This window comes from Devosia sp. UYZn731 (genome assembly GCF_040546795.1).
Taxonomy (GTDB): domain Bacteria; phylum Pseudomonadota; class Alphaproteobacteria; order Rhizobiales; family Devosiaceae; genus Devosia.
In genome coordinates this window covers 14,903-38,426 of the sequence record NZ_JBEPOL010000013.1, presented here as the reverse complement: position 1 = coordinate 38,426, position 23,524 = coordinate 14,903, and the positions used below count along the sequence as shown (strand labels likewise).

General features: G+C 60.4%; 20 protein-coding genes. 18 read left to right on the top strand and 2 right to left on the bottom strand.

The genetic code is table 11. The features are described 5' to 3' along the window. The first annotated feature begins 178 nt into the window (after nt 1–178). From ABIB57_RS24205 to ABIB57_RS24195, 3 genes are read left to right on the top strand one after another with little or no spacing between them, the layout of a single operon-like run. The gene (locus ABIB57_RS24205) at nt 179–2,554 is read left to right on the top strand and encodes a phosphoketolase family protein (RefSeq protein WP_354043856.1); all 2,376 of its coding nucleotides are present in this window, start codon (nt 179–181) and stop codon (nt 2,552–2,554) included. Beyond that, nucleotides 2,551–3,585 carry a class I fructose-bisphosphate aldolase gene (locus tag ABIB57_RS24200; protein ID WP_354043855.1) on the top strand — a complete coding sequence of 345 codons (1,035 nt, stop codon included), beginning with the start codon at nt 2,551–2,553 and terminating at the stop codon, nt 3,583–3,585. The genes ABIB57_RS24205 and ABIB57_RS24200 overlap by 4 nt, the downstream gene beginning before the upstream one ends. Continuing rightward, nucleotides 3,582–4,217, top strand: a complete 636-nt coding sequence (locus tag ABIB57_RS24195; protein WP_354043853.1) for a histidine phosphatase family protein — start codon at nt 3,582–3,584, stop codon at nt 4,215–4,217. Before ABIB57_RS24200 ends, ABIB57_RS24195 begins: the two co-directional genes overlap by 4 nt. On the opposite strand, the gene ABIB57_RS24190 is transcribed toward ABIB57_RS24195, so the two are convergent. Further along, nucleotides 4,191–5,402: an acetate/propionate family kinase gene (locus tag ABIB57_RS24190; RefSeq protein ID WP_354043852.1), complete on the bottom strand. Its 1,212-nt coding sequence runs from the start codon at nt 5,400–5,402 to the stop codon at nt 4,191–4,193. The genes ABIB57_RS24195 and ABIB57_RS24190 overlap by 27 nt on opposite strands. Before the next feature lie 395 nt (nt 5,403–5,797). Here ABIB57_RS24190 and ABIB57_RS24185 point away from each other — a divergent pair, with 395 nt between their 5' ends. The 15 genes from ABIB57_RS24185 (at nt 5,798) to ABIB57_RS24115 (ending at nt 19,080) form a co-directional block, all read left to right on the top strand. After that, entirely contained in the window at nt 5,798–6,610 is an 813-nt protein-coding gene (locus ABIB57_RS24185) for a PRC-barrel domain-containing protein (RefSeq protein ID WP_354043850.1), read from the top strand. Nucleotides 6,611–6,802: 192 nt separating this feature from the next. Next, nucleotides 6,803–8,287 (top strand): arginine-ornithine antiporter, encoded by a 1,485-nt coding sequence (gene arcD, locus ABIB57_RS24180; protein WP_354043849.1) that lies wholly within the window; start codon nt 6,803–6,805, stop codon nt 8,285–8,287. Continuing rightward, a complete protein-coding gene (gene arcA, locus ABIB57_RS24175; protein ID WP_354043847.1) occupies nt 8,284–9,522 on the top strand; it encodes an arginine deiminase in 1,239 nt (412 codons plus the stop codon). The genes arcD and arcA overlap by 4 nt, the downstream gene beginning before the upstream one ends. 15 nt (nt 9,523–9,537) lie before the next feature. Beyond that, entirely contained in the window at nt 9,538–10,539 is a 1,002-nt protein-coding gene (argF, locus tag ABIB57_RS24170; RefSeq protein WP_354043846.1) for an ornithine carbamoyltransferase, read from the top strand. A 4-nt stretch (nt 10,540–10,543) separates the two neighbouring features. After that, nucleotides 10,544–11,479, top strand: coding sequence for a carbamate kinase (gene arcC / locus ABIB57_RS24165; RefSeq protein WP_354043845.1), 936 nt, complete (start codon nt 10,544–10,546; stop codon nt 11,477–11,479). Then, nucleotides 11,472–12,968, top strand: coding sequence for a F0F1 ATP synthase subunit beta (atpD, locus tag ABIB57_RS24160; protein ID WP_502914475.1), 1,497 nt, complete (start codon nt 11,472–11,474; stop codon nt 12,966–12,968). Before arcC ends, atpD begins: the two co-directional genes overlap by 8 nt. After that, nucleotides 12,958–13,347, top strand: a complete 390-nt coding sequence (locus tag ABIB57_RS24155) for a F0F1 ATP synthase subunit epsilon (RefSeq protein WP_354043844.1) — start codon at nt 12,958–12,960, stop codon at nt 13,345–13,347. Before atpD ends, ABIB57_RS24155 begins: the two co-directional genes overlap by 11 nt. Further along, on the top strand, nt 13,340–13,675 hold the full coding sequence (locus ABIB57_RS24150) for an AtpZ/AtpI family protein (protein ID WP_354043842.1): 336 nt from the start codon (nt 13,340–13,342) through the stop codon (nt 13,673–13,675). Before ABIB57_RS24155 ends, ABIB57_RS24150 begins: the two co-directional genes overlap by 8 nt. Next, nucleotides 13,662–13,985 carry an N-ATPase subunit AtpR gene (locus ABIB57_RS24145; protein WP_354043841.1) on the top strand — a complete coding sequence of 108 codons (324 nt, stop codon included), beginning with the start codon at nt 13,662–13,664 and terminating at the stop codon, nt 13,983–13,985. The genes ABIB57_RS24150 and ABIB57_RS24145 overlap by 14 nt, the downstream gene beginning before the upstream one ends. Further along, complete coding sequence (locus ABIB57_RS24140; RefSeq protein ID WP_354043840.1) at nt 13,975–14,682, top strand: F0F1 ATP synthase subunit A; 708 nt, start codon at nt 13,975–13,977, stop codon at nt 14,680–14,682. The genes ABIB57_RS24145 and ABIB57_RS24140 overlap by 11 nt, the downstream gene beginning before the upstream one ends. Nucleotides 14,683–14,711: 29 nt before the next feature. Then, nucleotides 14,712–15,005 carry a F0F1 ATP synthase subunit C gene (locus ABIB57_RS24135; RefSeq protein ID WP_354043838.1) on the top strand — a complete coding sequence of 98 codons (294 nt, stop codon included), beginning with the start codon at nt 14,712–14,714 and terminating at the stop codon, nt 15,003–15,005. 3 nt (nt 15,006–15,008) lie between these two features. Then, nucleotides 15,009–15,791 (top strand): F0F1 ATP synthase subunit delta, encoded by a 783-nt coding sequence (locus ABIB57_RS24130; protein ID WP_354043837.1) that lies wholly within the window; start codon nt 15,009–15,011, stop codon nt 15,789–15,791. Further along, nucleotides 15,788–17,335, top strand: coding sequence for an alternate F1F0 ATPase, F1 subunit alpha (locus tag ABIB57_RS24125; RefSeq protein ID WP_354043836.1), 1,548 nt, complete (start codon nt 15,788–15,790; stop codon nt 17,333–17,335). Before ABIB57_RS24130 ends, ABIB57_RS24125 begins: the two co-directional genes overlap by 4 nt. Before the next feature lie 10 nt (nt 17,336–17,345). After that, nucleotides 17,346–18,215 carry a F0F1 ATP synthase subunit gamma gene (locus ABIB57_RS24120; RefSeq protein WP_354043834.1) on the top strand — a complete coding sequence of 290 codons (870 nt, stop codon included), beginning with the start codon at nt 17,346–17,348 and terminating at the stop codon, nt 18,213–18,215. Nucleotides 18,216–18,264: 49 nt separating this feature from the next. Then, nucleotides 18,265–19,080 (top strand): DUF6544 family protein, encoded by an 816-nt coding sequence (locus ABIB57_RS24115; RefSeq protein WP_354043833.1) that lies wholly within the window; start codon nt 18,265–18,267, stop codon nt 19,078–19,080. Nucleotides 19,081–19,089: 9 nt separating this feature from the next. Here the strand turns inward: ABIB57_RS24115 and ABIB57_RS24110 are convergent, their stop codons facing one another. After that, a complete protein-coding gene (locus ABIB57_RS24110; RefSeq protein WP_354043831.1) occupies nt 19,090–23,382 on the bottom strand; it encodes a CheR family methyltransferase in 4,293 nt (1,430 codons plus the stop codon). Nucleotides 23,383–23,524 lie beyond the last annotated feature (142 nt).

The window sequence follows — 23,524 nt, the reverse complement described above, 5'->3', positions numbered from 1 at the left end:
TTGTCATTTTGAAACGCTAAGTAAATTTAGTATCAGGGCCGCCGCCTGAGTATTTTCCGATCCTGCGCGCCCGTCAGTCACCGCGCTACCTTTTGCCCACCAGCCTCAAACTTCACGCTCAGCCATGCCCGGATAGGCGCTGGAACGGCTCTTGCTGCCAAGCAAAGGAACACGACGGATGGATGGATCAATCCCAACACTGGACGCGGAGGCGTTGCGCAAGACCGACGCATATTGGCGCGCTGCCAACTATCTTTCCGTCGGTCAGATATATCTCTACGACAATCCACTGCTACGAGAGCCTTTGACGCTCGATCACGTCAAACCACTGGTGGTCGGACACTGGGGAACAGTGCCGGGGCAGAATTTCATCTATGTGCACCTCAATCGGGTGATCAAGAAGTATGATCTTGACATGATCTACATCTCCGGTCCCGGTCATGGCGGCGCCGCGCTGGTTGGCAATACTTACCTTGAGGGCACTTGGAGCGAAGTCTATCCCGACGTTACCCAGGATGAGGCTGGGCTCAAGAAACTGTTCATGCAGTTCTCCTTTCCGGGCGGCATTTCCAGCCACGTTGCGCCAACGACGCCCGGCTCCATCCACGAGGGCGGCGAACTCGGTTATTCACTGAGCCACGCCTTTGGTGCCGCTTTCGATAATCCCGAGTTGATCGTCGCCTGCGTCATCGGCGACGGCGAAGCGGAAACCGGGCCGCTGGCGACCGCTTGGCAATCCAACAAGTTTCTCGATCCGATCACCGATGGCGCAGTGCTGCCGATCCTGCATCTGAATGGCTACAAAATCTCCAATCCGAGCGTTCTGGCCCGCATTGAGCCGGAAGAACTCGATCAATTCCTGCGCGGCAGCGGCTGGACGCCGTACTTCGTGGAGGGCGATGATCCGGCGGTGATGCACCAACGTATGGCTGCGGTTATGGAAAGCGTCATCGAGGACATCAAGCTGATCCAGCAGAACGCCCGGACCGGCGCAGGCTCGGGGCGTCCGCGCTGGCCGATGATCGTGCTGCGCTCGCCCAAAGGCTGGACCGGGCCGAAAACTGTCGACGGGCTGCCGGTGGAGGGCACGTTTCGCTCCCATCAGGTGCCGCTTGTCGTCAACGCCGACCATCCAGAGCACGTGCAGCAGCTCGAAACCTGGATAAAGAGCTATAGCGCTGAAGACCTTTTCGATAAAAACGGGTGTTTGTCACCCGAACTGGCCGAACTGGCGCCCAAGGGGGATCGGCGGATGGGTGCCAACCCCCATGCCAACGGCGGGCTGCTGCTACATGATCTGACGATGCCGGATTTCCGTGTTCATGCCGTCAGCGTGCCGTCACCGGGCGCCATCGATGGGCAGGATACGATGGTGTTGGGCAAGTTCCTGCGCGACGTGGTGGCCTGCAATAGCGATCAGCGAAATTTCCGCATATTCGGACCGGACGAAACATTGTCCAACCTGCTCGGTGCCGTATTTGAAAAGACCGACAGGCAATGGGACGCCCAGCAGGTTGAGGGCGATGAGTTCCTGGCACCGGCGGGTCGCGTGGTCGATTCCATGCTTAGCGAACATCAGTGCGAAGGCTGGCTCGAAGGCTATCTGCTGACTGGGCGGCACGGTCTGTTCAACAGCTACGAGGCCTTTATCCGCATCATCGATTCCATGTTCAGCCAGCACGCCAAGTGGCTCAAAGTTACCGCCGAGTTGCCGTGGCGGCGGCCGATCGCCTCGTTGAACTACCTCCTCGCATCCCATGTTTGGCAGCAGGATCACAATGGTTTCACCCATCAGGATCCCGGGTTTCTGGATCATGTCATCAACAAGAAGGCCGATATCGTTCGTGTGTATCTGCCGCCGGATGCGAACTGCCTGCTGTCAGTCTTCGACCACTGCCTGCGCAGTCGCGACTACGTCAACGTGGTGGTCGCCGGCAAGCACCCGCTGCCCCAGTGGCTGACCATGGAACAGGCAGTCACCCATTGCACCGAGGGCATTGGCATCTGGCAATGGGCCAGCAACGATCAGGACAGTGAGCCGGACGTGGTCATGGCTTGCTGCGGTGACACCCCGACGCTCGAAATCCTTGCCGCGGTGTCAATCCTGCGCGAGCACCTGCCGGAGCTGAAAATCCGGGTGGTCAATGTCGTCGATCTGATGCGGCTGCAGTCCAGTTCCGAGCATCCCCATGGCCTTACAGAACCAGAATACGATTCTCTGTTCACCAAGGACAAGCACATCGTCTTCGGCTTTCACGGTTACCCTTCGCTCGTGCACCAACTGACCTATCGCCGTACCAATCGCAACTTGCATGTTCGGGGCTACAAGGAAGAAGGCACCATCACGACCCCGTTCGACATGCGGGTGCAAAATGACCTTGACCGGTTTCACCTGGTGCAGGACGTGGTCGATAGGGTGCCAAACCTTGGAAGCAGAGGCGCCTATCTCAAGCAGATGATCCGCGACAAGCTGATTGAGCATAAGCTGTATATCCGCAAGCACGGCCAGGACCTGCCAGAAGTGCGGAACTGGAAGTGGGGCGTCACCAATTGAGCGCGGGGGCACTGATCGATATCGCCAAGCGCCTTGTCGCTGACGACAAAGGGCTGCTGGCAATGGACGAGAGCATCGCAACCTGCAACAAGCGCTTTGCCAAACTTGGCATTCCCCAGACGAAGGAGGCACGACAGGCCTATCGGGAACTGCTCATCATGACCCCTGGGCTGGGCGAAGCTATCGGCGGCGTCATCCTGTTCGACGAGACGATCCATCACCGCAGAGCGGATGGTACCAGTTTCATCTCGGTGTTAACCGAAGCCGATATCGTGCCTGGCATCAAGGTCGACATCGGCGCCAAACCTCTGGCTTTTTACCCCGGCGAGAAGATTACTGGCGGTCTCGACAGGCTGCGCCCCAGGCTCAAGACGTATTTCGATATGGGCGCACGGTTCGCGAAATGGCGGGCGGTAATCGCAATTGGCGATGCAAAGCCAAGCCGCGCCTGCATCGAGGTCAATGCCCAAGCGTTGGCACGCTACGCCGCGCTGTGTCAGGAGGCGGGATTGGTTCCCATTGTCGAGCCTGAAGTGCTCATGGCTGGTAACCATGACCTAGATCGCTGCCGCGAGGTGACCGAGGATGTGTTGCATGCTGTATTTGACCAGATCGACCTGCAGGGCGTGATGCTGGAGGGGATGATACTCAAACCCAATATGGTGCTGCCAGGCCTCGCCAGTCGCAAACGGGTGACGGCAGACGAGGTGGCTGACGCCACGCTGGCCTGTTTGCTCCGAACCGTGCCCGCTGCGGTGCCGGCAATTGCCTTCCTCTCGGGTGGCCAGTCTGGCGAACTTGCCTCGGCGCGGCTCAATGCGATGAATATCAGGTTCAAAGGCGCCAACGCGCCCTGGGCACTGGCGTTTTCGTTCGGCCGGGCTATCCAGCAACCGGCTTTGCAGATCTGGCACGGCGAGGAGGCGAATATTGTTGCAGCGCAGGAGGCGCTCTTGCACCGCGCGCGCTGCAACAAGGCTGCACGGCGGGGCGCTTATGATGCTGCCTTGGAAAAAGGTTTCGCCACGTGACCAGCCAGCCCGAAGGCCAACCGCCGCTGCGCATCTACTTCATTCGCCATGGGGAGACCGCCTGGTCATTGTCGGGTCAACACACGGGTCGCTCCGACTTGTCGTTGACCAAGCATGGTCAAGAGCAGGCGAGCGAACTGGCGCCATGGCTCGCCGCAACCCATTTTGCCCATGTGCTGACAAGTCCACGGCTTCGCGCGCGACAAACCTGCGATCTGTCTGCCCTGGGCACTGCAGCCGAGATCGAGCCGGCCCTCGCCGAATGGGATTATGGTGACTACGAGGGTTTGAGGTCAGAAGACATCCGGAAGGCACATCCGGGTTGGAACATTTTCCAGGACGGGTGCGCTGGGGGAGAAATGCCCCAGCAGATATCGGATCGCGCCGACCGGTTGATTGAACGGCTTCGGCAACTGACGGGCAACGTCGCCTTGATCTCGCATGGCCAGTTCGGAGCCGTCTTTGGCGCACGATGGACTCGATTGCCGATCATAGCAGGGCAGCACTTGCTGCTGCACCCCGCCTCCGTCAGCATACTGGGGGATAGTCCCAGACATGCCCATGTACCGGTGATCGAACTGTGGAACGCGCTGCCACCGGGCCGATCAGCTACCTTTGGGCTCACCGGCTGAAGCGAGCAGGTGGGTCACTGCTTGGGCAATGACCCGCTCCTCGTCAGTGTGAATGACCCGGACTTTGACGCGGCCGGTTTCTGACGAAATCACCTCCGCAGTCCTGTTGTTGCGCGCCGCGTCCAAATCGATGCCAAGAAAGCCCAGACCGTCACAGACTCTGGCGCGGACGGACGGCGCGTTCTCGCCGATACCTCCGGCGAAAACCAGTGTATCCAGACCGCCCAAGGCCGCAGCAAAGGCGCCAATGCGCTTTTTGACCTCATAACAGAACAGCGCCACCGCCTCCGCCGCGCGCCCATCGTGGGCTTCATTGTCGAGCAGCACGCGCATGTCCGAACTTGTCTCGGATATGCCGAGCAGACCGGAATGCGAATTGGCCATCTCGCTGAACTGCTCAGAACTCATGTTCTCAAGATGCGCCAGATAACCGGCAAGGCCCGGGTCGAGGTCGCCCGATCGGGTGCCCATCGGCACCCCGGCCGTTGGCGTGAAGCTCATGGACGTATCGACCGACTTGCCGTCATGGACCGCGGCAAGGCTTGCCCCATTGCCGAGATGGGCGAGGACGATGCGACGGCGCGCCGCCTTGGGGCCAGCGAGCTCGGACAGCTTTTCCATGAGGAAAGTGTAGGACAGGCCGTGAAACCCATATCGCCGCACGCCAAGCCCTTCATAGCGACGCGGTATTGGCAGCAACTGGGCAACACGCGGCAGGTCGTGATGAAACGCGGTATCGAAGCAGGCGAGCTGTGGCACATCCGGGAAGCGTTTGTGAAAGGCCTCGATGAGCCGCAGTTCCTCGGGAAGATGCTCGGGATCAAAGGCGCTGAGCGCGCCCAATTTGGCGATCATTTCCGCGTCGATCCGCTGGGGTGCGCTGTAAGTCGGCCCGCCATGTACGACGCGATGTCCGATGGCGGCGAGATTGCCCTGGCCTAGCCGGTCAGTGATGAAGTCGGTGAGCGCCGCCGCCGCAGCGCTATGATCCGCCACCTCGATCGATCGGAAGAAATTGTCGTCGGGCAGTGGGCCCTTGGCAACGAAGAGCGTCCCAGGCAAACCGATGCGCTCGATACTGCCATGCAGCTCACGGCGGGACAGATCGGTTGGGTCGAACACGGCAAATTTGATGCTGGACGATCCCCCATTGATCGTCAGGATGCGCTGTGCCGCGGCGTTCACCAGTGCCTCACAAGGCTCGGCCCATGCCGCGAAGACGTACTGAATATCGCCTTGATCGTGCCAAGCCAAAAAAGTGCATTCATCACCCAGCCTCCGGTCTTCGTTTGCTTGCGCAATCCTCAGTCGTCGAAGTCTTGCCCGAGCTGTTTGGTCCGGCCAGCCTCGGAAAATACCCAGGCAAAGGCGCACTTGTCCCTGTGGGCAGGGGTCGGCGAGTGCATCACGGAGCAGGTCGATGGCATCGGAAGGCGTTTCCGTTACTCGACGTTCGGCAAATGGGTCCTGCCACCATCTCGCTCTTGAGTAGATTCCGACCCTGATTGGGCTATCCGGCAGAGGCTACTGTTGCTGTAACGCGCAAATTTTCTTGGCGCTGCACATTCAGGAGAGCACCCATGCTGTTCAAAGCGACTTCAATCAAAGGCTACGCAATTGCGGCCACCGACGGCACGGTTGGCAAGGTGGTTGATCTCCTGTTCGATGACCTGAGCTGGCAAATTCGCTGGGCCGTGGTGCAGACCGGAGGCTGGTTTTCTGATCGCAAGGTGCTTCTGCCCTTCTCTGCCCTTGGTCATGCCGATCCCTTCACACAGCAATTCATGGTCAAGCTGACCATTCAGCAGATCAAGGCAAGTCCAGATATCAACACCGACCTTCCCGTCTCGCGACAGATGGAAACGGACATCTATGGTCACTATGGCTGGCTTCCATACTGGGGTGGGGGATCATATCTGGGGCTCTACGGCTATGGCGCTGGCCTGGGTCGATATTCTGCAATCGATCAGGATGTCGAGAACCGTCTGGAAAGCGAAGTCATCGATGCGCGTCGCGAGTCATACGACCCGCATCTGCGCAGCGTCACCGAAGTGATGGGCTATCACATCCACGCTACCGACGGTGAGATTGGCCATGTCGAGGACCTCCTGGTGGAGGAGGGCGATTGGGCCGTCCACTATCTGGTCATCGACACCCATAATCTGTGGCCAGGCAAGCGCGTGCTGATTTCCCCCCTATCGGGGCGCGATATCGGCTGGTCAGACAGGTTGGTGAATATCGGCGTGGACCGCGAAAGTGTGCGCAACAGCCCGGCCTATGATCCCGAAATGACCATCGACCGCGATTACGACGACGAATTCAACAATTACTATCGCGGACTGCCAAAGCCCAACCGGCCGGCGCCCGACGACATGTACAGTTCAGGCGCCTGAACCAGCCAACTGTCCCTATCGGCAGTTCTCGCCGGCCAGTTTGAGTAGTTTCCGAAGCTGTTGGCGTCGGTTCGCCTTTGACACGCTGCACGAACAGCGGGGCGAGCCGGGGCAACAATTGTCGGACCGAACTGAGGCTCAACCCCCCACCAAGTCTTCCGAACCACAAGGGCCGATCTTCGGCGTTGCACCATGACTATTTCTGCACCAGATCGCCCAGCTGCCAGGGCAAAAGCGGCCACGCCGCCCAAAGGGCCGGTTCAGGGCGTTCTGGGCCTCGGCGCGCTGACGGCAGTCGTGATCGGCTCCATGATCGGTTCGGGCGTCTTCAACCTCCCCCAGAACCTTGCCGCTGGCGCCGGCCCGCTCGCCATCATCATCGGCTGGACGATCAGCGGCATCGGTATTCTCGCCCTGGCCTTCGTCTATCAGGGACTGTCCACCCGCAAGCCGGATCTCAACGCGGGACCATACGCCTACGCCAAGGCCGGGTTCGGTGCCTTCGTCGGCTTCAACAGCGCGTGGGGATACTGGTTGTCCGCCTGGATCGGCAACGTTTCATACGCCGTGGTGATGTTCAGCGCGCTCTCGTATTTCTTTCCGCCGTTCGGGGAGGGCAATACATGGCCAGCGCTTATCGGCGCGTCGGTTGTGCTCTGGCTGATCCATGCCCTGATCCTGTCGGGCGTCAAACAGGCGGCCTTTGCCAACGTCATCACCACGATCGCCAAGGTCGCGCCAATCGTCCTGCTCATCGTCGTGGTGATTTTCGCCTTCAAGCTCGACGTCTTCACCTTGGACTTTAACGGCCTGGCCACACCCGCGCTTGGCTCGGTGCTCGATCAGGTCAAAAGCACGATGCTGATCACCCTGTGGGTGTTCATCGGCATTGAAGGCGCCAGCGTCGTGTCCGGACGGGCCCGCAAACGCAAGGATATCGGCATTGCCACCTTCGCGGGTTTTATCACCACGCTATCCATCTACGCGCTGGTTTCGCTGCTCTCGCTGGGTGTCGTCAGTCGTCCGGAATTGGCGGCGCTGAAGAACCCCTCAATGGCCGGCGTGCTTGAGCATGTCGTGGGGCCGTGGGGCGCAATCCTGATCAACGTTGCGCTGGTCGTCTCCGTATTGGGTGCCTTTCTCGCCTGGACGCTGCTGGCGGCGGAGGTGCCCTACGCCTCCTCCCGCGATGGCACGATGCCACGCTTTTTTGGCAAGGAAAACCGCAATGGTGCGCCCTCGACATCGCTGTGGATCACCAACGGGCTGGTGCAACTGTTTCTGATCCTGACCATGGTCGCCAACAGCACCTATTTGTCGCTGCTCTATATCGCCTCCACGGCAATCCTGATCCCCTACATTTTCTCGGGAGCTTATGCCTTGAAGCTGGCGGTCACCGGCGAGGCCTACAAACGGGACGAGAACCGGGGGCGAGACATGCTCGCCGGCGGAGTCGCCACGCTCTATGGCGCCTGGCTCGTTTATGCCGCCGGCCCCACCTACCTGCTGATGGCCGCCATGCTCTATGCGCCGGGCATTGCCATCTACGTCTGGGCCCGACGCGAGAACGGCGAAAAGGTCTTCACCCCCATCGAAATCGGCATCGCGGTGGGCATCGTCATCGCGGCAATCGTTGCCGCCTACCTTATCTGGAACGGAAGTATCAGCCCGCTATGAACGCCATAACCGCGACCCAATTGGGCGCATATTCCGAAGTCGGCAAGCTGCGCGAAGTCATCGTCCACCGGCCTGACCTGAGCCTGCAGCGACTGACGCCCGATAACTGTAAGGCCCTGCTGTTCGACGATGTGCTCTGGGTCAAGAAGGCCCGCCAGGAGCATGACGTCTTCGTCGATGCGATGCGCGAGCGCGGCGTCAATGTCCGCGACCAAGGCGAGATGCTGGCTGAGACTGTCGCAATCCCCGACGCCCGAGCGTGGTTGCTCGACCGTCGGGTCGATGGGGCCGCCGTCGGCGCCGATCTGGTCGGCGAGATGCGCGGCTGGCTCGATGAGATGCCAGCGGTGGAACTCGCTCGCTTCCTCGTCGGCGGCGTGGCCCGCGCCGAACTGCCATTCAAGCCGGCGGGACTCGCCGGGCGGACGATGGAGCCGCAGGACTTCGTGCTGCCGCCGCTGCCGAACCAGTTGTTCACCCGCGACAGCTCGTGCTGGATTTACAATGGCGTCACGGTCAATGCCATGTACTGGCCAGCGCGGCGGCCCGAAGCCATCAATCTTGCGGCGATCTACAAGTTTCATCCGCGCTTTGCCGGCGCGGCCTTTGAGACCTGGTGGGATGGCGCCGACGCCGCTCCGGGGATCGCCACGCTTGAGGGTGGCGACGTCATGCCGCTTGCCGATGGCGTGGTGCTGATCGGCATGGGTGAACGCACCACCCCACAGGCGGTCTCGATGCTGGCATCAAGATTGTTCGCTGCAGGGGCTGCCAAACAGATCATTGCGGCGCTGATGCCGCGCGATCGCTCGTTCATGCACCTTGATACCATCTTCACCTTTTGCGATCGCGATCTGGTGACGATCTACCCGCCCGTGGTCGATCGCATCCGGGCCTTTTCCCTGCGCCCGGGCAAGACGACGGGCGCGCTCGATATCGTCGAGGAGGCCAAACCCTTCGTCGAGGTGGTCCAGCAGGCGCTGGGTCTGGACAAGCTGCGCATCATCGCCACGGGTGGCGACGGCTACGAGGCCGAACGCGAGCAATGGGACGATGGCAACAATCTTCTCGCCCTCGAGCCCGGCGTGGTCGTTGGCTACGACCGCAACGTCTTCACCAATACCTTGCTGCGCCACGCCGGCATCGAAGTGATCACCGTCGAGAGTTCCGAGTTGGGACGCGGACGCGGCGGCAGCCATTGCATGTCGTGCCCGATCAGCCGCGACCCGCTCTGAACAGAAAGACAATTCATGCCCATCAATCTTCGCGGCCGCAGCGTCCTGACCCTCGACGATCTCACCCCAGGCGAGATTCGCTTTCTGCTGCAATTGGGCAGTGAGCTCAAGGCGGCAAAGGCGGCCGGGACCGAGCAGCAACGGCTACTGCGACGCAATATCGCCCTGATCTTCGAAAAGGATTCGACGCGAACGCGCACTGGCTTTGAAGTCGCAGCGTATGACCAGGGTGCTCATGTGACCTTTCTCGGGCCGAGCGGCAGCCACATTGGCCACAAGGAGACCATGAAGGACACCGCGCGGGTTCTTGGCCGCATGTATGACGCCATCGAATATCGCGGCTTCGGCCAACCCGTGGTCGAGCAACTGGCAAAATATGCCGGCGTGCCGGTCTATAACGGCCTGACCGACCAGAGCCACCCGACGCAGATCCTGGCCGATTTCATGACCATGCGCGAATTCACCCACAAGCACCTCTCCGATCTTGTGCTGACATTTCTCGGCGATGGCCGGGATAATGTCGCCCTCTCACTGGCCATCGGCGCAGCCAAAGTGGGCATGGAGATGCGGATCGCTTCGCCCAAGGCACTCTGGCCCGATGCCAGCTTCATGGCGCATTTCAAGGATCTTGCCAAAGATACCGGCGCCCGGCTCATGGTCACCGAAAGCGTGGATGAGGCGGTCAAGGGTGCTGATTTTCTTTACACCGATGTCTGGCTGTCCATGGGCGAAGATGAGGCCGAGTGGGGCAAGCGGATCGAGCAACTGACGCCCTATCGCATCACCAGTGCGGTTATGGCCGCCTCTGGCAACCCCTACGTCAAGTTCATGCATTGCCTACCGGCGTTCCACAATGCCGAGACCAGCGTCGGTGCCGATATTGTCAAGCGTTTCGGGGTCGATTGCATGGAAGTGACTGACGAGGTGTTCGAGTCCTCTGCCTCGATTGTGTTCGACCAGGCCGAGAACCGAATGCACTCGATCAAGGCGATCCTCGTCGCCACGATCGGAAGCTGAGCGCATGCGTCTGGTTGTTGCCCTTGGCGGAAATGCACTTTTGAAGCGCGGCGAACCCATGACCGCACAAACGCAGCGCACCAATGTCGCCCGCGCCGCAAAATCCTTGGCGGCGCTGATCGGCGCTGACCATCAGGTTGTGGTTACGCATGGCAACGGGCCACAGGTCGGATTGATCGCGCTTCAGGCTGCGGCAGGCCCGAAGGACGGTGCTTATCCCCTCGATATCTTGGGTGCGGAAAGCGAAGGAATGATCGGCTACCTGATCGAGCAGGAACTGCGCAATCTGCTGGGCGAGGGCATCTCCCTCGCGACCTTGCTGACCCAGGTTCGTGTCGACTCCGCCGATCTCGCATTTCAGAAGCCGAGCAAGCCCATCGGACCGGTCTACGATGAGGCGACGGCCCGCCGGCTCGAAAGCGAACGCGGTTGGACCGTCAAGCGCGATGGCGACATGTGGCGTCGGGTTGTGGCCTCGCCCGAACCACTCGAAATCCTTGAGCTCAAGGTCATCGCAATGTTGGTCGAGCGTGGCGTGGTTGTTGTCTGTGCCGGCGGTGGTGGCATTCCGGTGATCGCGCGGCCGGATGGCAGCCTCGTCGGGATCGAGGCGGTTATCGACAAGGATCGCGCCAGTGCCTTGTTGGCTCAGCAGCTGGATGCGGACATGTTGCTGCTGCTCACCGATGTCGATGCTGTCTACAGCGATTTTGGCACCACGCGGTCACGCCCGATTGCTCGGGTAGGCGCCGAGGCGCTGTCGGCGGATGAGTTTGCGGCAGGTTCGATGCGCCCCAAAATCGAAGCGGCAGTGCGCTTCGTCTCGCAAACCGGCAAATCCGCTTCTGTCGGTCGGCTGGAGGATGCGGTGGCTATGCTGGCCGGAAAAGCCGGCACGCTCATCGAAGCCGGAGCGTTGGAAGCCCAGTATCGTGGCTGAACCCCGCTCAAAAATACGGCCTGATACTGCGCAGCCAACCAAGCCGAATACCGGGGTGATCGCCGCCGTTCGCGGCAGCGTGGTCGATGTTCGGTTCGAGACCAATTTGCCCGCGATTTATTCGGTCCTTCATATCGATGCGGCTCAGCCCGTCGTGATTGAAGTGCTTGCCCAACGCGATACTCACCACGTGCGCGGCATTGCCCTGACACCGACCCAGGGTCTGGCGCGCGGCATGGTGGTCACCGACACCGGCGGGCCGCTCAAAGCGCCTGTCGGCAAAGCCATTTTGGGCCGGATGTTTGACGTGCTGGGCAATGCGATCGATCGCAAGCCCGCGCCAAAACAGCTCGAGTGGCGCTCCGTGCACAACGCGCCGCCGTCTCTGGTACGCCGCTCGACCAAGTCAGAAGTATTTGAAAGCGGCATCAAGGCCATCGACGTGCTGGCGCCGCTTGAACGGGGTGGCAAGGCCGGGCTGTTCGGCGGCGCCGGCGTGGGCAAGACGGTGCTGCTGACCGAGATCATTCACAACATGATCGGTCATCATGACGGCGTCAGCATTTTCTGCGGTATCGGCGAACGTTCCCGTGAAGGGGAAGATCTCTACCACGAGATGGAAAAGGCCGGCGTGCTGCCCAAGATGGTCATGCTGTTCGGCCAGATGAACGAGCCGCCTGGCGCCCGGTTTCGCATCGGCCACGCGGCCCTGACCATGGCCGAATACTTTCGCGATGACGAGCACCGCGACGTGCTGCTGCTCATCGACAATATCTTCCGCTTTATCCAGGCCGGCTCGGAGGTTTCGGGCCTCATGGGCCAGATGCCGTCGCGCCTTGGCTATCAGCCGACCATGGGCACCGAACTTTCCGGCCTCGAAGAGCGCATCGCCAACACTGAGAGCGGGGCCATCACCTCGATCCAGGCCGTCTACGTTCCCGCCGACGACTTCACCGATCCAGCGGCCGTGCACACATTCTCGCATCTTTCCGCTTCGCTGGTGCTGTCGCGCAAGCGGGCGAGCGAGGGGCTCTACCCGGCGGTCGACCCGCTGCAGTCGAGCTCGAAAATGGCCACTCCGGGCATCGTCGGTAAGCGCCACTATCACCTGGCGCAGGAAATCCGCCGCACGCTGGCGCAATACTCGGCGCTCAAGGACATTATCGCCATGCTTGGTCTCGAGCAGCTCTCGCCGGACGACCGCAAGACGGTTGCACGGGCCCGCCGCCTTGAGCGCTTCCTCACGCAACCGTTTTTCACCACCGAGCAGTTCACGGGTCTCAAGGGCAAGCTGGTGCCCCTTGCCGATGCGCTTGATGGCTGCGAACGCATTCTGGCGGACGAGTTCAAGGACTATCCGGAAAGCGCCCTTTACATGATCGGCACGATCGGGGAGGCAAAAGCCAAGGCGAAGCCAACCGCCGACGCACCGTCCGCGCAGGAACCGAAGTCCGGCGCCGACGCCAAGGATGTCGATCATGCAGCTTAGGATCCTGCTGCCGTTCCGCGTTTTTGCCGAGGTCGAAGCGGTCTCGCGCATCGTAGTGGAGACAACGGCTGGTTCGACGGGATTGCTGCCACAGCGGCTCGACTGCGTTGCGTCGCTGGTGCCTGGCATTCTCGAATATCAGACCGAAGCGAATGGCATCGTCTATGTCGCGCTCGACGAGGGCGTCATGGCTAAAACCGGTGCCACTGTGCTGATTTCGGTGCGCCGGGCCATTGCCGGCTCGGACCTTGGCCAATTGCACGCCCAAGTGGTCAAAGAATTCCTGACCCGCAGCGACGAAGAGCAGGCCACGCGCTCTGTCATGGCAAAACTTGAAGCCGGCTTTCTGCATCGGCTCGCGAGCCTGCAGCATGAGTGAACCGGACGACGACCCGCGTGCGGCAAAGGACAGTTTCGCAAGCCGCGTTGACGCGCAGGCGCGGCGGCGCCTGAGTGCACGGCGCAATGCCGGCAAAGGCGTCTGGTTTGGCCTGGGCATGATGGGGCTTGTCGGATGGTCGGTAGTCGTTCCGACACTGCTCGGCGCCGCGCTCGGCCAGTGGCTAGATTACCAGCATATCGGCAACCGCTCATGGACACTGGCGCTGCTGATTGCCGGACTGGTGCTTGGCTGCTGGAATGCCTGGCGCTGGGTATCCAAGGAAGACAAGGCGATGCAGGAGGACCTGAGCGATGACGATGAATGATACGATGATGGCGGTTCTGTCGGCTTTTTCAGGCGGCGTTCTGGGGGCAGTCTTTTTTGTCGGCCTGTGGTGGACGGTCCGCGAAGCGATGAGATCGCAACATCCCGGCCTGCTCGTGCTGGCCAGCATGCTCTGGCGAACTGGCCTTGTCGTGGAAGGGTTCTACCTTGTCAGCGGCGGTCAATGGCAGCGCCTGTTGTTCTGCCTGGCCGGATTTATCTTCGCGCGCATGATCCTGCTTCGCGTGCTGCCGAAAGCCGACAATTTGCCTGGCCCTTTGGCCACGGAGATGGGGCTAAATGCGCCTTAGCCCCGATCAATTGATCTTCTGGCAGTTTGGCCTGGTTCAGCTCAACGCCACCATTGTGTTCACCTGGATTCTGATGGCCGTGCTGGTGCTCGGCGCAGCGCTCGTGACCCGCCGTCTTTCGGATGGGGAAAACCGTTCGCCTTGGCAAAACCTGCTGGAGATATTGGTCACCGGCATCAACCAGCAGATCACCGATATCGGTCTCGCCCAGCCGCTGAAATACCTGCCGTTTCTCGGCACGCTTTTCCTGTTCGTTGCTGCATCCAGCCTTTCCAGTATCGTCCCGATGTTCGAACCGCCAACTGGCTCGCTGTCAACAACCGTCGCTTTGGCCGTGTGCGTTTTCGTCGCCGTGCCCTTATACGGAATCGAGGCCCGTGGGGTCGGCGGTTATCTCAAATCCTATATCGAGCCGACATTCATCATGCTGCCGTTCAATATCATCAGCGAGGTGTCTCGCACGCTGGCGCTGGCGGTTCGCCTGTTCGGCAACATGATGAGCGGCGCGATGATCGTCGGCATCCTCATCAGCATCACGCCGCTGCTGTTTCCCATCGTCATGACAGCCCTCGGGCTGCTGACGGGCATGGTGCAGGCCTACATTTTTTCCATCCTGGCAGCGGTCTATATAGCTGCCGCAGCGCGCAAGTCCCAAACCAGGCCGATCCCGAAAACAAAACAGCCGGCTGCAGCCTGACACGCCGCGGTTGAAGAAAGGAATATGTCATGGACTATCTCGGACTTATCGCAATTGTCTCGATCGCTATGGCCGGCATCACCACCGGTTTTGGAACAATGGGGCCGGCGCTCGCCGAGGGGCGAGCGGTGTCAACTGCACTAACGGCATTGGCGCAACAGCCGGACGCCTCGCCAACCATCACCCGGACGCTATTCGTAGGCCTGGCCATGATCGAATCGACGGCGATCTATTGTTTCGTCGTTTCGATGATCCTGATCTTCGCCAATCCATTCTGGAGCTATGCCCTGACGCTTGCGACCGCTCAGGCAGCGGGGAAGTAGCTCATGGTCATCGACTGGTTCACCGTCGGCGCTCAGATCCTCAACTTTCTGGTGCTGGTGTGGTTGCTAAAGCGTTTTTTGTATCAGCCCGTGCTTGATGTAATCGACAAGCGCGAAAAGCGCATCGCCGCGTCGATTGCCGACGCGGCGGCCAGCAAGGCACAGTCTGCTACCGAACGGGATGCCCTGCAGGCCAAGAACGATGCCTTCGACAAGGCACGCGCTGGACTGCTGGCAAAGGCAAAGCAGGCCGCAGACGAGGAGGGCAAGCGGCTGACTGAAGTCGCGCGCAAATCTGCCGATGCCCTGAAGGAAAAGCAGCGCAGGGCACTGGCCAGTGATGCAAAAGCGCTCGGCGTCGAGATCAGCCGTCGGGCCGAGGTGGAAGTCTTTGCCATCGCGCGCAAGGCTCTGGCGGACTTGGCCGATGAAAAGCTGGAAGAGCGAATGAGTGCGCTGTTCATTGGTAAGCTCGGCGCGCTCAAGGGCACGGCAAAGGCCACGATCAACAAGATGCTGGGGTCGCCGACCGATCCGGCGACCATCCGCAGCGCCTTTGACCTGCCGGCCAAACAGCACGCGGCGATCCAGAAGGCGATCAACGATGCCTTTGGCAGCGCGGTCAATCTGCGCTTCGAGACCGCGCCAGAACTGGTAAGCGGCATTGAACTGGTGGCAGGTGGACAGAAACTCGCGTGGAGCATTTCGGACTACCTCAAGACGCTGGAAAAGGGCGTGACGGAACTCACAAAATTGAAGACATCGGACGCCAAGGGTGCTGCATGAAGACGATTGGCAACCTGGCCAAGCTAGGCGTTGAGCCCGTTTTTTCGGCAATCCGCGAAGCGCTGGCAGGTACTGCCCCTCAATTTGTCCCGCGTGAGACGGGGCAGATCATCAGCGTGTCGACTGGTATCGCTTCGGTTTCGGGGCTCAACGGTGTGGGCTCGGAGGAGCTTCTTGCCTTTCCCGGAGGGGCCTTTGGCATCGCGTTCAATGTTGATGAAACCGAAATCGGCGTCGTTCTGCTCGGGGACTATGCGCATCTTCGTGCGGGCGACGAGGTCGAGCGCACCGGGTGCGTCATCGATGTAGGCGTTGGCGACGGCGTGCTTGGCCGCGTCATCGATCCGTTGGGCCGGCCACTCGACGGCAAGGGTGCCGTTCTCACTGCATCACGGTTGCCAATCGAGCGCCCGGCAGCGGCCATTATGGATCGGGCGCCGGTTGTCGAGCCATTGCAGACCGGCCTCAAAGTCATCGATGCCCTCATTCCGATTGGGCGCGGCCAACGCGAACTGATCCTGGGAGACCGGCGCACCGGCAAAACCGCAATTGCTCTCGACACCATCCTCAACCAGCGGGGCAAGGATGTGGTGTGCGTCTATTGCGCCATCGGTCAGCGCGCTTCGGCCATTGCCAAGCTGATCGATGAGCTGCGCGAAAATGGCGCGATGGATTATTCGGTCGTCGTCGTGGCCGAAGGCAATGACCCTCCGGGCCTGACCTATATCGCGCCCTATGCCGCGACCAGCATCGCCGAGCACTTCATGGAAGCAGGGCGCGACGTACTAATCGTCTATGACGATCTGACCCAACACGCGCGCGCTTATCGCGAACTCTCATTGCTGCTTCGACGCCCGCCTGGGCGCGAGGCATTTCCAGGCGATATCTTCTACATCCACTCGCGACTGCTGGAGCGCTCGACGCATCTGCGCGATGGGCTGGGTGGTGGGTCTCTGACCGCTCTACCAATCATCGAGACCGAAGCTCAAGACATCGCGGCTTACATTCCCACCAATCTTATTTCGATAACGGATGGGCAGATCTACCTTTCGCCCTCGTTGTTCGAATTGGGCGTGCTGCCTGCGGTCGACGTAGGCCGCTCGGTGTCGCGCGTTGGCGGCAAGGCGCAACGCGCGTCTTTTCGCGCTGTGGCCGGCGATCTCAAGCTGGCCTATGCCCAGTTCGAAGAACTCGAGACCTTTGCCCGGTTCGGGGCGCGTCTGGACGAGGAGACGCGAACGACCATCGAACATGGCAAACGCATTCGCGCCTGTTTGAAACAGAATGAGCTGAGTCCGGTCCCTGTAGCCGAGCAAGTGGCAATCCTGCTGGCACTGAGTGAGGGTCTTTTGGATCACGTCCCTGTTGAAAAGATGGGGGAGGCCCAAAGTGCGTTGGGCAGGGCCGCGGCGACGATGCCTGGCGAGTTGCAGGCTCGCCTTGAGAGCGCCAACAAACTCGATGACGCCGATCGCGCCGCAATCATCGCAATGGCCCGCAAGGCCGTGCAGTCGTTGGCATCAGCCAATTCTGGCGCAGCATGAGTCAGGGATCATGAGCGCGTCCATCGCGGACCTTCGCAAGACCATCGGCAGCGCAGAGGATCTGCATTCCGTCGTTCGCACCATGAAGGCGCTCGCCGCGTCCAGCATTGCCCAATACGAGCAGTCGACAAGCGCCCTCGATGACTACTATCGCACGGTCGAACTTGGCCTGAGCGTCTGCATCCGCACTGAAGGCAGCGGTGTCCTGCCCGACGAGCGAGGCGGAGGCGGAGCCCAGGTAGTGGTGTTCGGTTCCGATCAGGGTCTTGTTGGGCGCTTTAACGACATCGTGGCCGATCACGCCATCGCCATGCTAGCCAACATGCCTAAGGCCGAGGTCTGGGTCGTGGGAGAGCGAGTAAGTGAGCCCTTGCAGGATGCTGGCCTGACTATGGCCGGATTGCTGGGCGTTCCATTGTCGGTGGCGGGCATCACGCCGCTGGTGGGGCAGATCCTCGTCGACTATGAGGCAGCCCTCAGTCGGGGCGAGGTTTCGCAACTGCACCTGGTTTATAACCGGCCTGCCGCCGGAGCGGTTTACGAGCCAGTGACACAACGGCTGCTGCCGCTGGATGAGACGTGGCGCAGCGATCTCAAGAAGGTTGTGTGGCCAACCAAAGCACTGCCCGAGGTGATGGGTGAGGTTAGAGCAACGCTCAGCGAGTTCGTGCGTGAATACCTATTCGTGTCCGTGTTTCGGGCATGTGCAGCGTCGTTGGCGAGCGAGAACGCCAGCCGACTGGCGGCTATGCAGCGGGCCGACAAGAACATCGATAGCCTGCTCGAGGAGCTGAGCGCCAAATTTCACCGCTTGCGCCAGGACGAAATCGACGAGGAATTGTTCGATGTCGTCGCTGGCTATGAAGCGATGAGATCGTGACCGGCGGGAATATCTTGCAGTTTGTGTTCGGTTCTACGCGGAGATTGACATGAACCTCCCGCTTATTGGCGCTGCTGCAGTTCTTCTTGTCATCGTCCTGGCGCAAGTGATTGTGTCCAATCAGTTTGCTGGCAGTATCGAGGGCCTTCGGCGCGCTGCCGTGAACGAGCAGTTGCCGACATCCAGCGATCACCAGGTGCTGCCTGAAATCATGCGCGCCTTTGCAGTTCGGAACGGCGCGACCATAGGCGGACCGATGGCGATCCTGGCCCATCAGAGTGCAGAAATGCGCCTTGGACCCGATAAGGCCTACTTTGCCATCACGGCGACCCAGCTGTCCGGCACCCGCCAGCCCGCATTTGTCTGGGACGCGTGGGGGATGATCGCAGTGATCGTGCCGGTGCATGTCGTGGACTCTTATGTTGATGGGTCGGGCCTGCTTGAGGCCAGGCTTGCAGGGTCCATTCGGGTGTCACGGGGGGCCGGACCTGAAAGCGATAAGGGCGAAATGATGCGGTTCCTGTCCGAGATGGCCTGGAACCCCGATGCCATCCTCAATACCAGCGGACTGTGTTGGCATCAGATCGATCCGCAGACGGTGGATGTTTCCGCTCCGACGGCAGGCGGGATTGCGACGGTGAGGTACTTGTTCGATACCACCGGCGATATTGTCGGTATTGAAGCCGATGACCGACCTTACGTGGTCGATGGGAAATTTGTGTCGACGCGATGGGTCGGTCGCTTCCGCGATTATGCTCAGTTTGGAAACTATCGCCTGCCGAGGCGGGGTGAGGTCGCCTGGGTGCTGCCGGAGGGGGAGTTCATCTACTGGCGCGGCCAGATCACCAAATTCGAAGCGCAATAGTGGACACGATCAGCCGGCACCATTTGCGGCGATGACGAGCCGAGCCAAAGCAGGCAGCGATTTCGTTCCGGTCCTCTCCATGATGGCTGCGCGGTGATTTTCCACCGTGCGCTGACTAATATTAAGGTCGGCGGCAATGTTCTTGCTGGGGTGTCCGGCCATCACCATGTCCATGATCTGGCGTTGGCGCTTCGTGAGGCCCGCCAGATGGCCGGCCGCTTCGTCGTGCCAGTTCGCGATCCGGCTGGCGTCGCGGCATGTGTCCAGTGCCCGTCGGACCCCGGCAAGCAGTTCGTCAGCGCTAACCGGTTTCTCGATGAAATCCATAGCGCCTGCCTTCATTGCATCGACAGCCATAGTTACATCGCTACTGCCGGTAATCATGATAGTCGGCACGCCATGGCCCAACGCCCGCAGCTTGTGGATTACCTCGACGCCATTGAGCCCGGGCAGATACGCATCGACGAGAAGGCATTCATCCCCAGTCGGCGAATAGGCGAGCAGGAAGGCTTCTGCAGTAGCGAAGTCCAGTACCGATAGGCCTTCGGATTCCAGCACTTCGCGCAAGCTGGAGCGGATACTCAGTTCGTCGTCAACAATGTAGACGACCGAGCCTACGGCCTTTGCTTCTGCCTCCACCTTAGCGACAGCCGGTGCCGCGCTCTCAGCAGCGAGCAGCCGGTTGATGGCTCCGACCAACTCGATGGCCTTGACCGGCTTGCTGAAATGCAGGCAGTCCGTCAGGCCAATGCTCTGCAGAGCACCGGTCGAAATGTCTCCGGTCAGAATGATGGCCGGGACCTTGCGATGCAATTTGCCACGGAGGTCCGCTATGACCTCAATGCCGTCCATACCGTTGGGCAGGTTGAAATCAGCCATGATGAGTTGTGGGTCAAAGCCCTGGTTGCCGACCATGTCAAGGGCCAGTGGACCGTCGGCGGCGGTCTCCACTTCATGGCCCTCCTGCCTGAGCAGGATTTGCATCAAGTCACGGATTTCGGGATCGTCTTCGACAACCATAATTCTGGCGACGCGCGCCTTTGGGGCAGTGTTGGCGAGGGTAGTGGGCCGAGCAGCAGCAGCTGTACCCACCATTGGGACGGCTATAGAAAAACAGGATCCCCGGTTCGGCGTGGACTGGACGCCGACATGGTGATCGAGCAGGTCGCCGAGACGTTTGACGATGGATAGACCCAGCCCCAGCCCCTGACTTCGCTCGCGCGCCTCGTTGTGAAGCTGGTGGTATTCCTCAAAAATGGCCGCCTGTTCCCGTTTGGGAATACCGATGCCGGTATCGATGATCTCGATGCTGACCTGATCCCCCCGCCGGCGGCAGCCGATAATGACCTTGCCCGTCCTGGTATATTTCAGGGCATTGGCGAGCAGGTTGCGCATCATCTGTTCGAGCAATTGTGGGTCGCTGAGGACGACGAGGCTTGAGTGTACGACACGCAGCTTGAGGCCCTGGGACTGGGCCACATAGGTGAACTCACCGCGCAGCCGTCGCAGGATGTCGTCGATGGGAAATGCTGTTTTGTGTGCCTGGACGGTGCCCGCTTCGATCTGGTTGATATCGAGCAAGGTGTTGAGCATACCGGACATGGCGCCGACCGTATCATCCAGCCGCGCCAGCAGTTTTTTGGCCGCCTCGTCGTGCATCGACTTGGACAGCATTCCTTGGACCAGTTTGAGCGACTGCAACGGCTGACGCAGATCGTGGCTGGCGGCCGCGAGGAATCGGGACTTGGCGATATTGGCGGAGCGGGCAGTGCGTTCGGCGATTTCGAGTGCTTCGGCGGTGTGGCGGCGTTCCGTGATATTGGCAAAGGTGATAACGACGCCCTCGATTTGACCGTTCTCCGCCCGATAGGGCAGGATGCGTCGGATGAACCAGTCGCCGTTTAGGGTCTCGATTTCCCGCTCGATGGGAACTTTGGACTTCAGAACTGCCGTAGCATCGGTGAGCAACGCGGTGTCACTGGCCAATGCGTTGAGATCGGAAAGCGGTCGACCGACATCGCCGGGAATGACACTGAACAGCGCCTTGGTTGCTGGGGTGAAGAAACGGATGTTGAGTTTGGTGTCGAGAAAAATGGTGGCAAGGTCGGTGCTATAAAGCACGTTCTGCAAGTCATTTGACGTGGTGCGCTGGCGCTCCAGCGTCTCCTGTAACTGGCTGTTGAGCGCGGTCAGTTCCTCGTTAAGGGACTGCAGTTCTTCCTTGGAGGTGAGCAATTCCTCATTAGTCGATTGATATTCTTCGTTGACCGAGAGCGCCTCTTCGTTGACCGCCTTGTGTTCCTGCCCGGAAGTCTCGAGGTCGCGCAAGGCATCTTGCAGGTCCGCTTTTGTCGCCTCCAGTTCGCGCTCAAGTTGGTTGGTCCCGTCTGTCCGGTCTGCCGAGCCCTTGGCCGACCGTGCAGGCGCGATGGTGTCGATGAAGCAGACGAGGCAATAGTCGATCCCTTCATGGATGACAGGTTGCACGTCAATCTTGAACGCCGTGCCGTGCTCGCGACTTCTGCCGCCATCGGCGACGATACGCTTGTTACCCTCGCGTGCCTTTTGCAAGGCCGCGCGTAGTTTGATCTTGAGGGCGGGCGTCGCCATCGCCAGCAGGTCGGTCGTGGGATAGCCCGGCGCGATCCGCAAATAGCGGTCGGTCGGCCCCATCGAAAAAACACAGCCATTGCCGGCATCAATCAGCGCGGCGGCTGGCGCATAGCTATCCATGACCAATCTTCGGCAAAGATCGGACAGAGATATTTGCCGCGCCATGCCGATCATCGGTTGCTTGCTAACGGACGACGCAGCCTTGGTTTTGATGGTCACGCCGATGTCTCCGTGCCGAATGGGGCCAATTTGCCGATAGAGCTTTTCAGGCTTGGATATGAGTTCGAATTGTCCGGGGGCGTTGCCTGCAGTCTCCGCCGATCCCAGCAGCAACACGCCGCCAGCGCGCAGCGCAAAATGGAAAACTGACATTACCTTGGCCTGGGATTCTGGACTGAGGTAGATCAGCAGGTTGCGGCACGAGATGAGGTCCAGTTTGGAAAACGGCGGATCGCTCAGCACGTTCTGGACCGAGAATGCGACCATCGAGCGAAGCTCAGGCAGTACACGATAGCTCGAACCTTCCTGAATGAAGAACCGCGCAAGACGCTCAGGCGCCATCGTCTGGGCGATGGTGTCGTCATAGGTTCCCAGCCGTGCAGTCGCCACCGCATCCTCATCGGCATCGGACGCAAAGATCTGGACGGGGATGTCCCTGCCAGAAGCATCGATAGCTTCCTTGAGGAGCATGGCCAGCGAGTAGCTTTCCTCGCCGGTGCTGCAGCCTGCGGTCCAGATGCGCAGCTTTTCGCCGTCCCGGCAGTCAGCGATCAGACCCGGCAGCACATTGGCCGCCAGGTAGTCGAACACTTTTGGATCCCGGAAAAAGCTGGTGACGTTGATGAGCAGGTCGCTCGCCAACAGGTCCTGCTCGGCCGGGTGGGAACGGAGCATCTGGAGATACTGCGCCATTGCAGATGGCAAAAGCCCTGCCAGCGCCATGCGTCGCTCGACGCGGCGCAGCACGGTACCAAGCTTATACCCGTTGAAATCGTGGGTGCTGCCAGTCTTGATCGCGTCGAGAATGTCGGTCAGCAAATCGTCTGGCGTGACGGGGGCTGCCACAGTCTTTTTCGTGGCGTGTCGCGAGCCTCCTAAATGGCGCTGGATCACCGCTGGTATGGCGGCAGCTGTGGCGATCACTTCGATTGCACCGGTGGCGATGGCGTTTGACGGCATGGCGTCATAGCCAGCTTCCTTTGGGTCCTGGGCGATGCAAAAACCCCCGGCGGCTTTTAATGCCTGCAGTCCCGCGCTGCCGTCGGTGCCAGTGCCAGACAGAACGACGCCAAATGTTTGCTCACCGTGTTGAGTGGCCAGGGATTCCAGCAGCGTATCGAATGGCAGACGAGCTCCCTGGTGGTCGGGCGGGGATTGCAGGTGCAGCTTGCCCTGATTGACGGTGAGGTAGGCGCCGGGTGGAATGACGTATAGATGATCCGCCAAAACCTCGGCACCTTCAACGGCCTGTTCCACGGCAAAGCCGGTACGGGTCGCCAATAGCGCCACCATCAGGCTTTCGTGGCGTGGGTCGAGATGTTGCACAAGAATCATGCCGATCCCTTGCCCAACCGGCATCGCGCCGACAAAGCGCGTGCAGGCGTCGAGTCCGCCAGCCGACGCACCGATCGCTACGAGCGTTCGGGCAGGCGTTGCATGGAGCAGTGCAGATTTTGGGTCGAGGATCATAATTTCCCCTCTCGGAGGGTTGCTGCCCGCGCCTTTGGCAGCTCAAGGGACGCTGTTGTCGAAACTATCGAACGTGCGACCCGATCAGCTCGAAGCTGTCTGGAGAGAACCTAACACGTTATCTGGCTTTGACTTAGGGCCT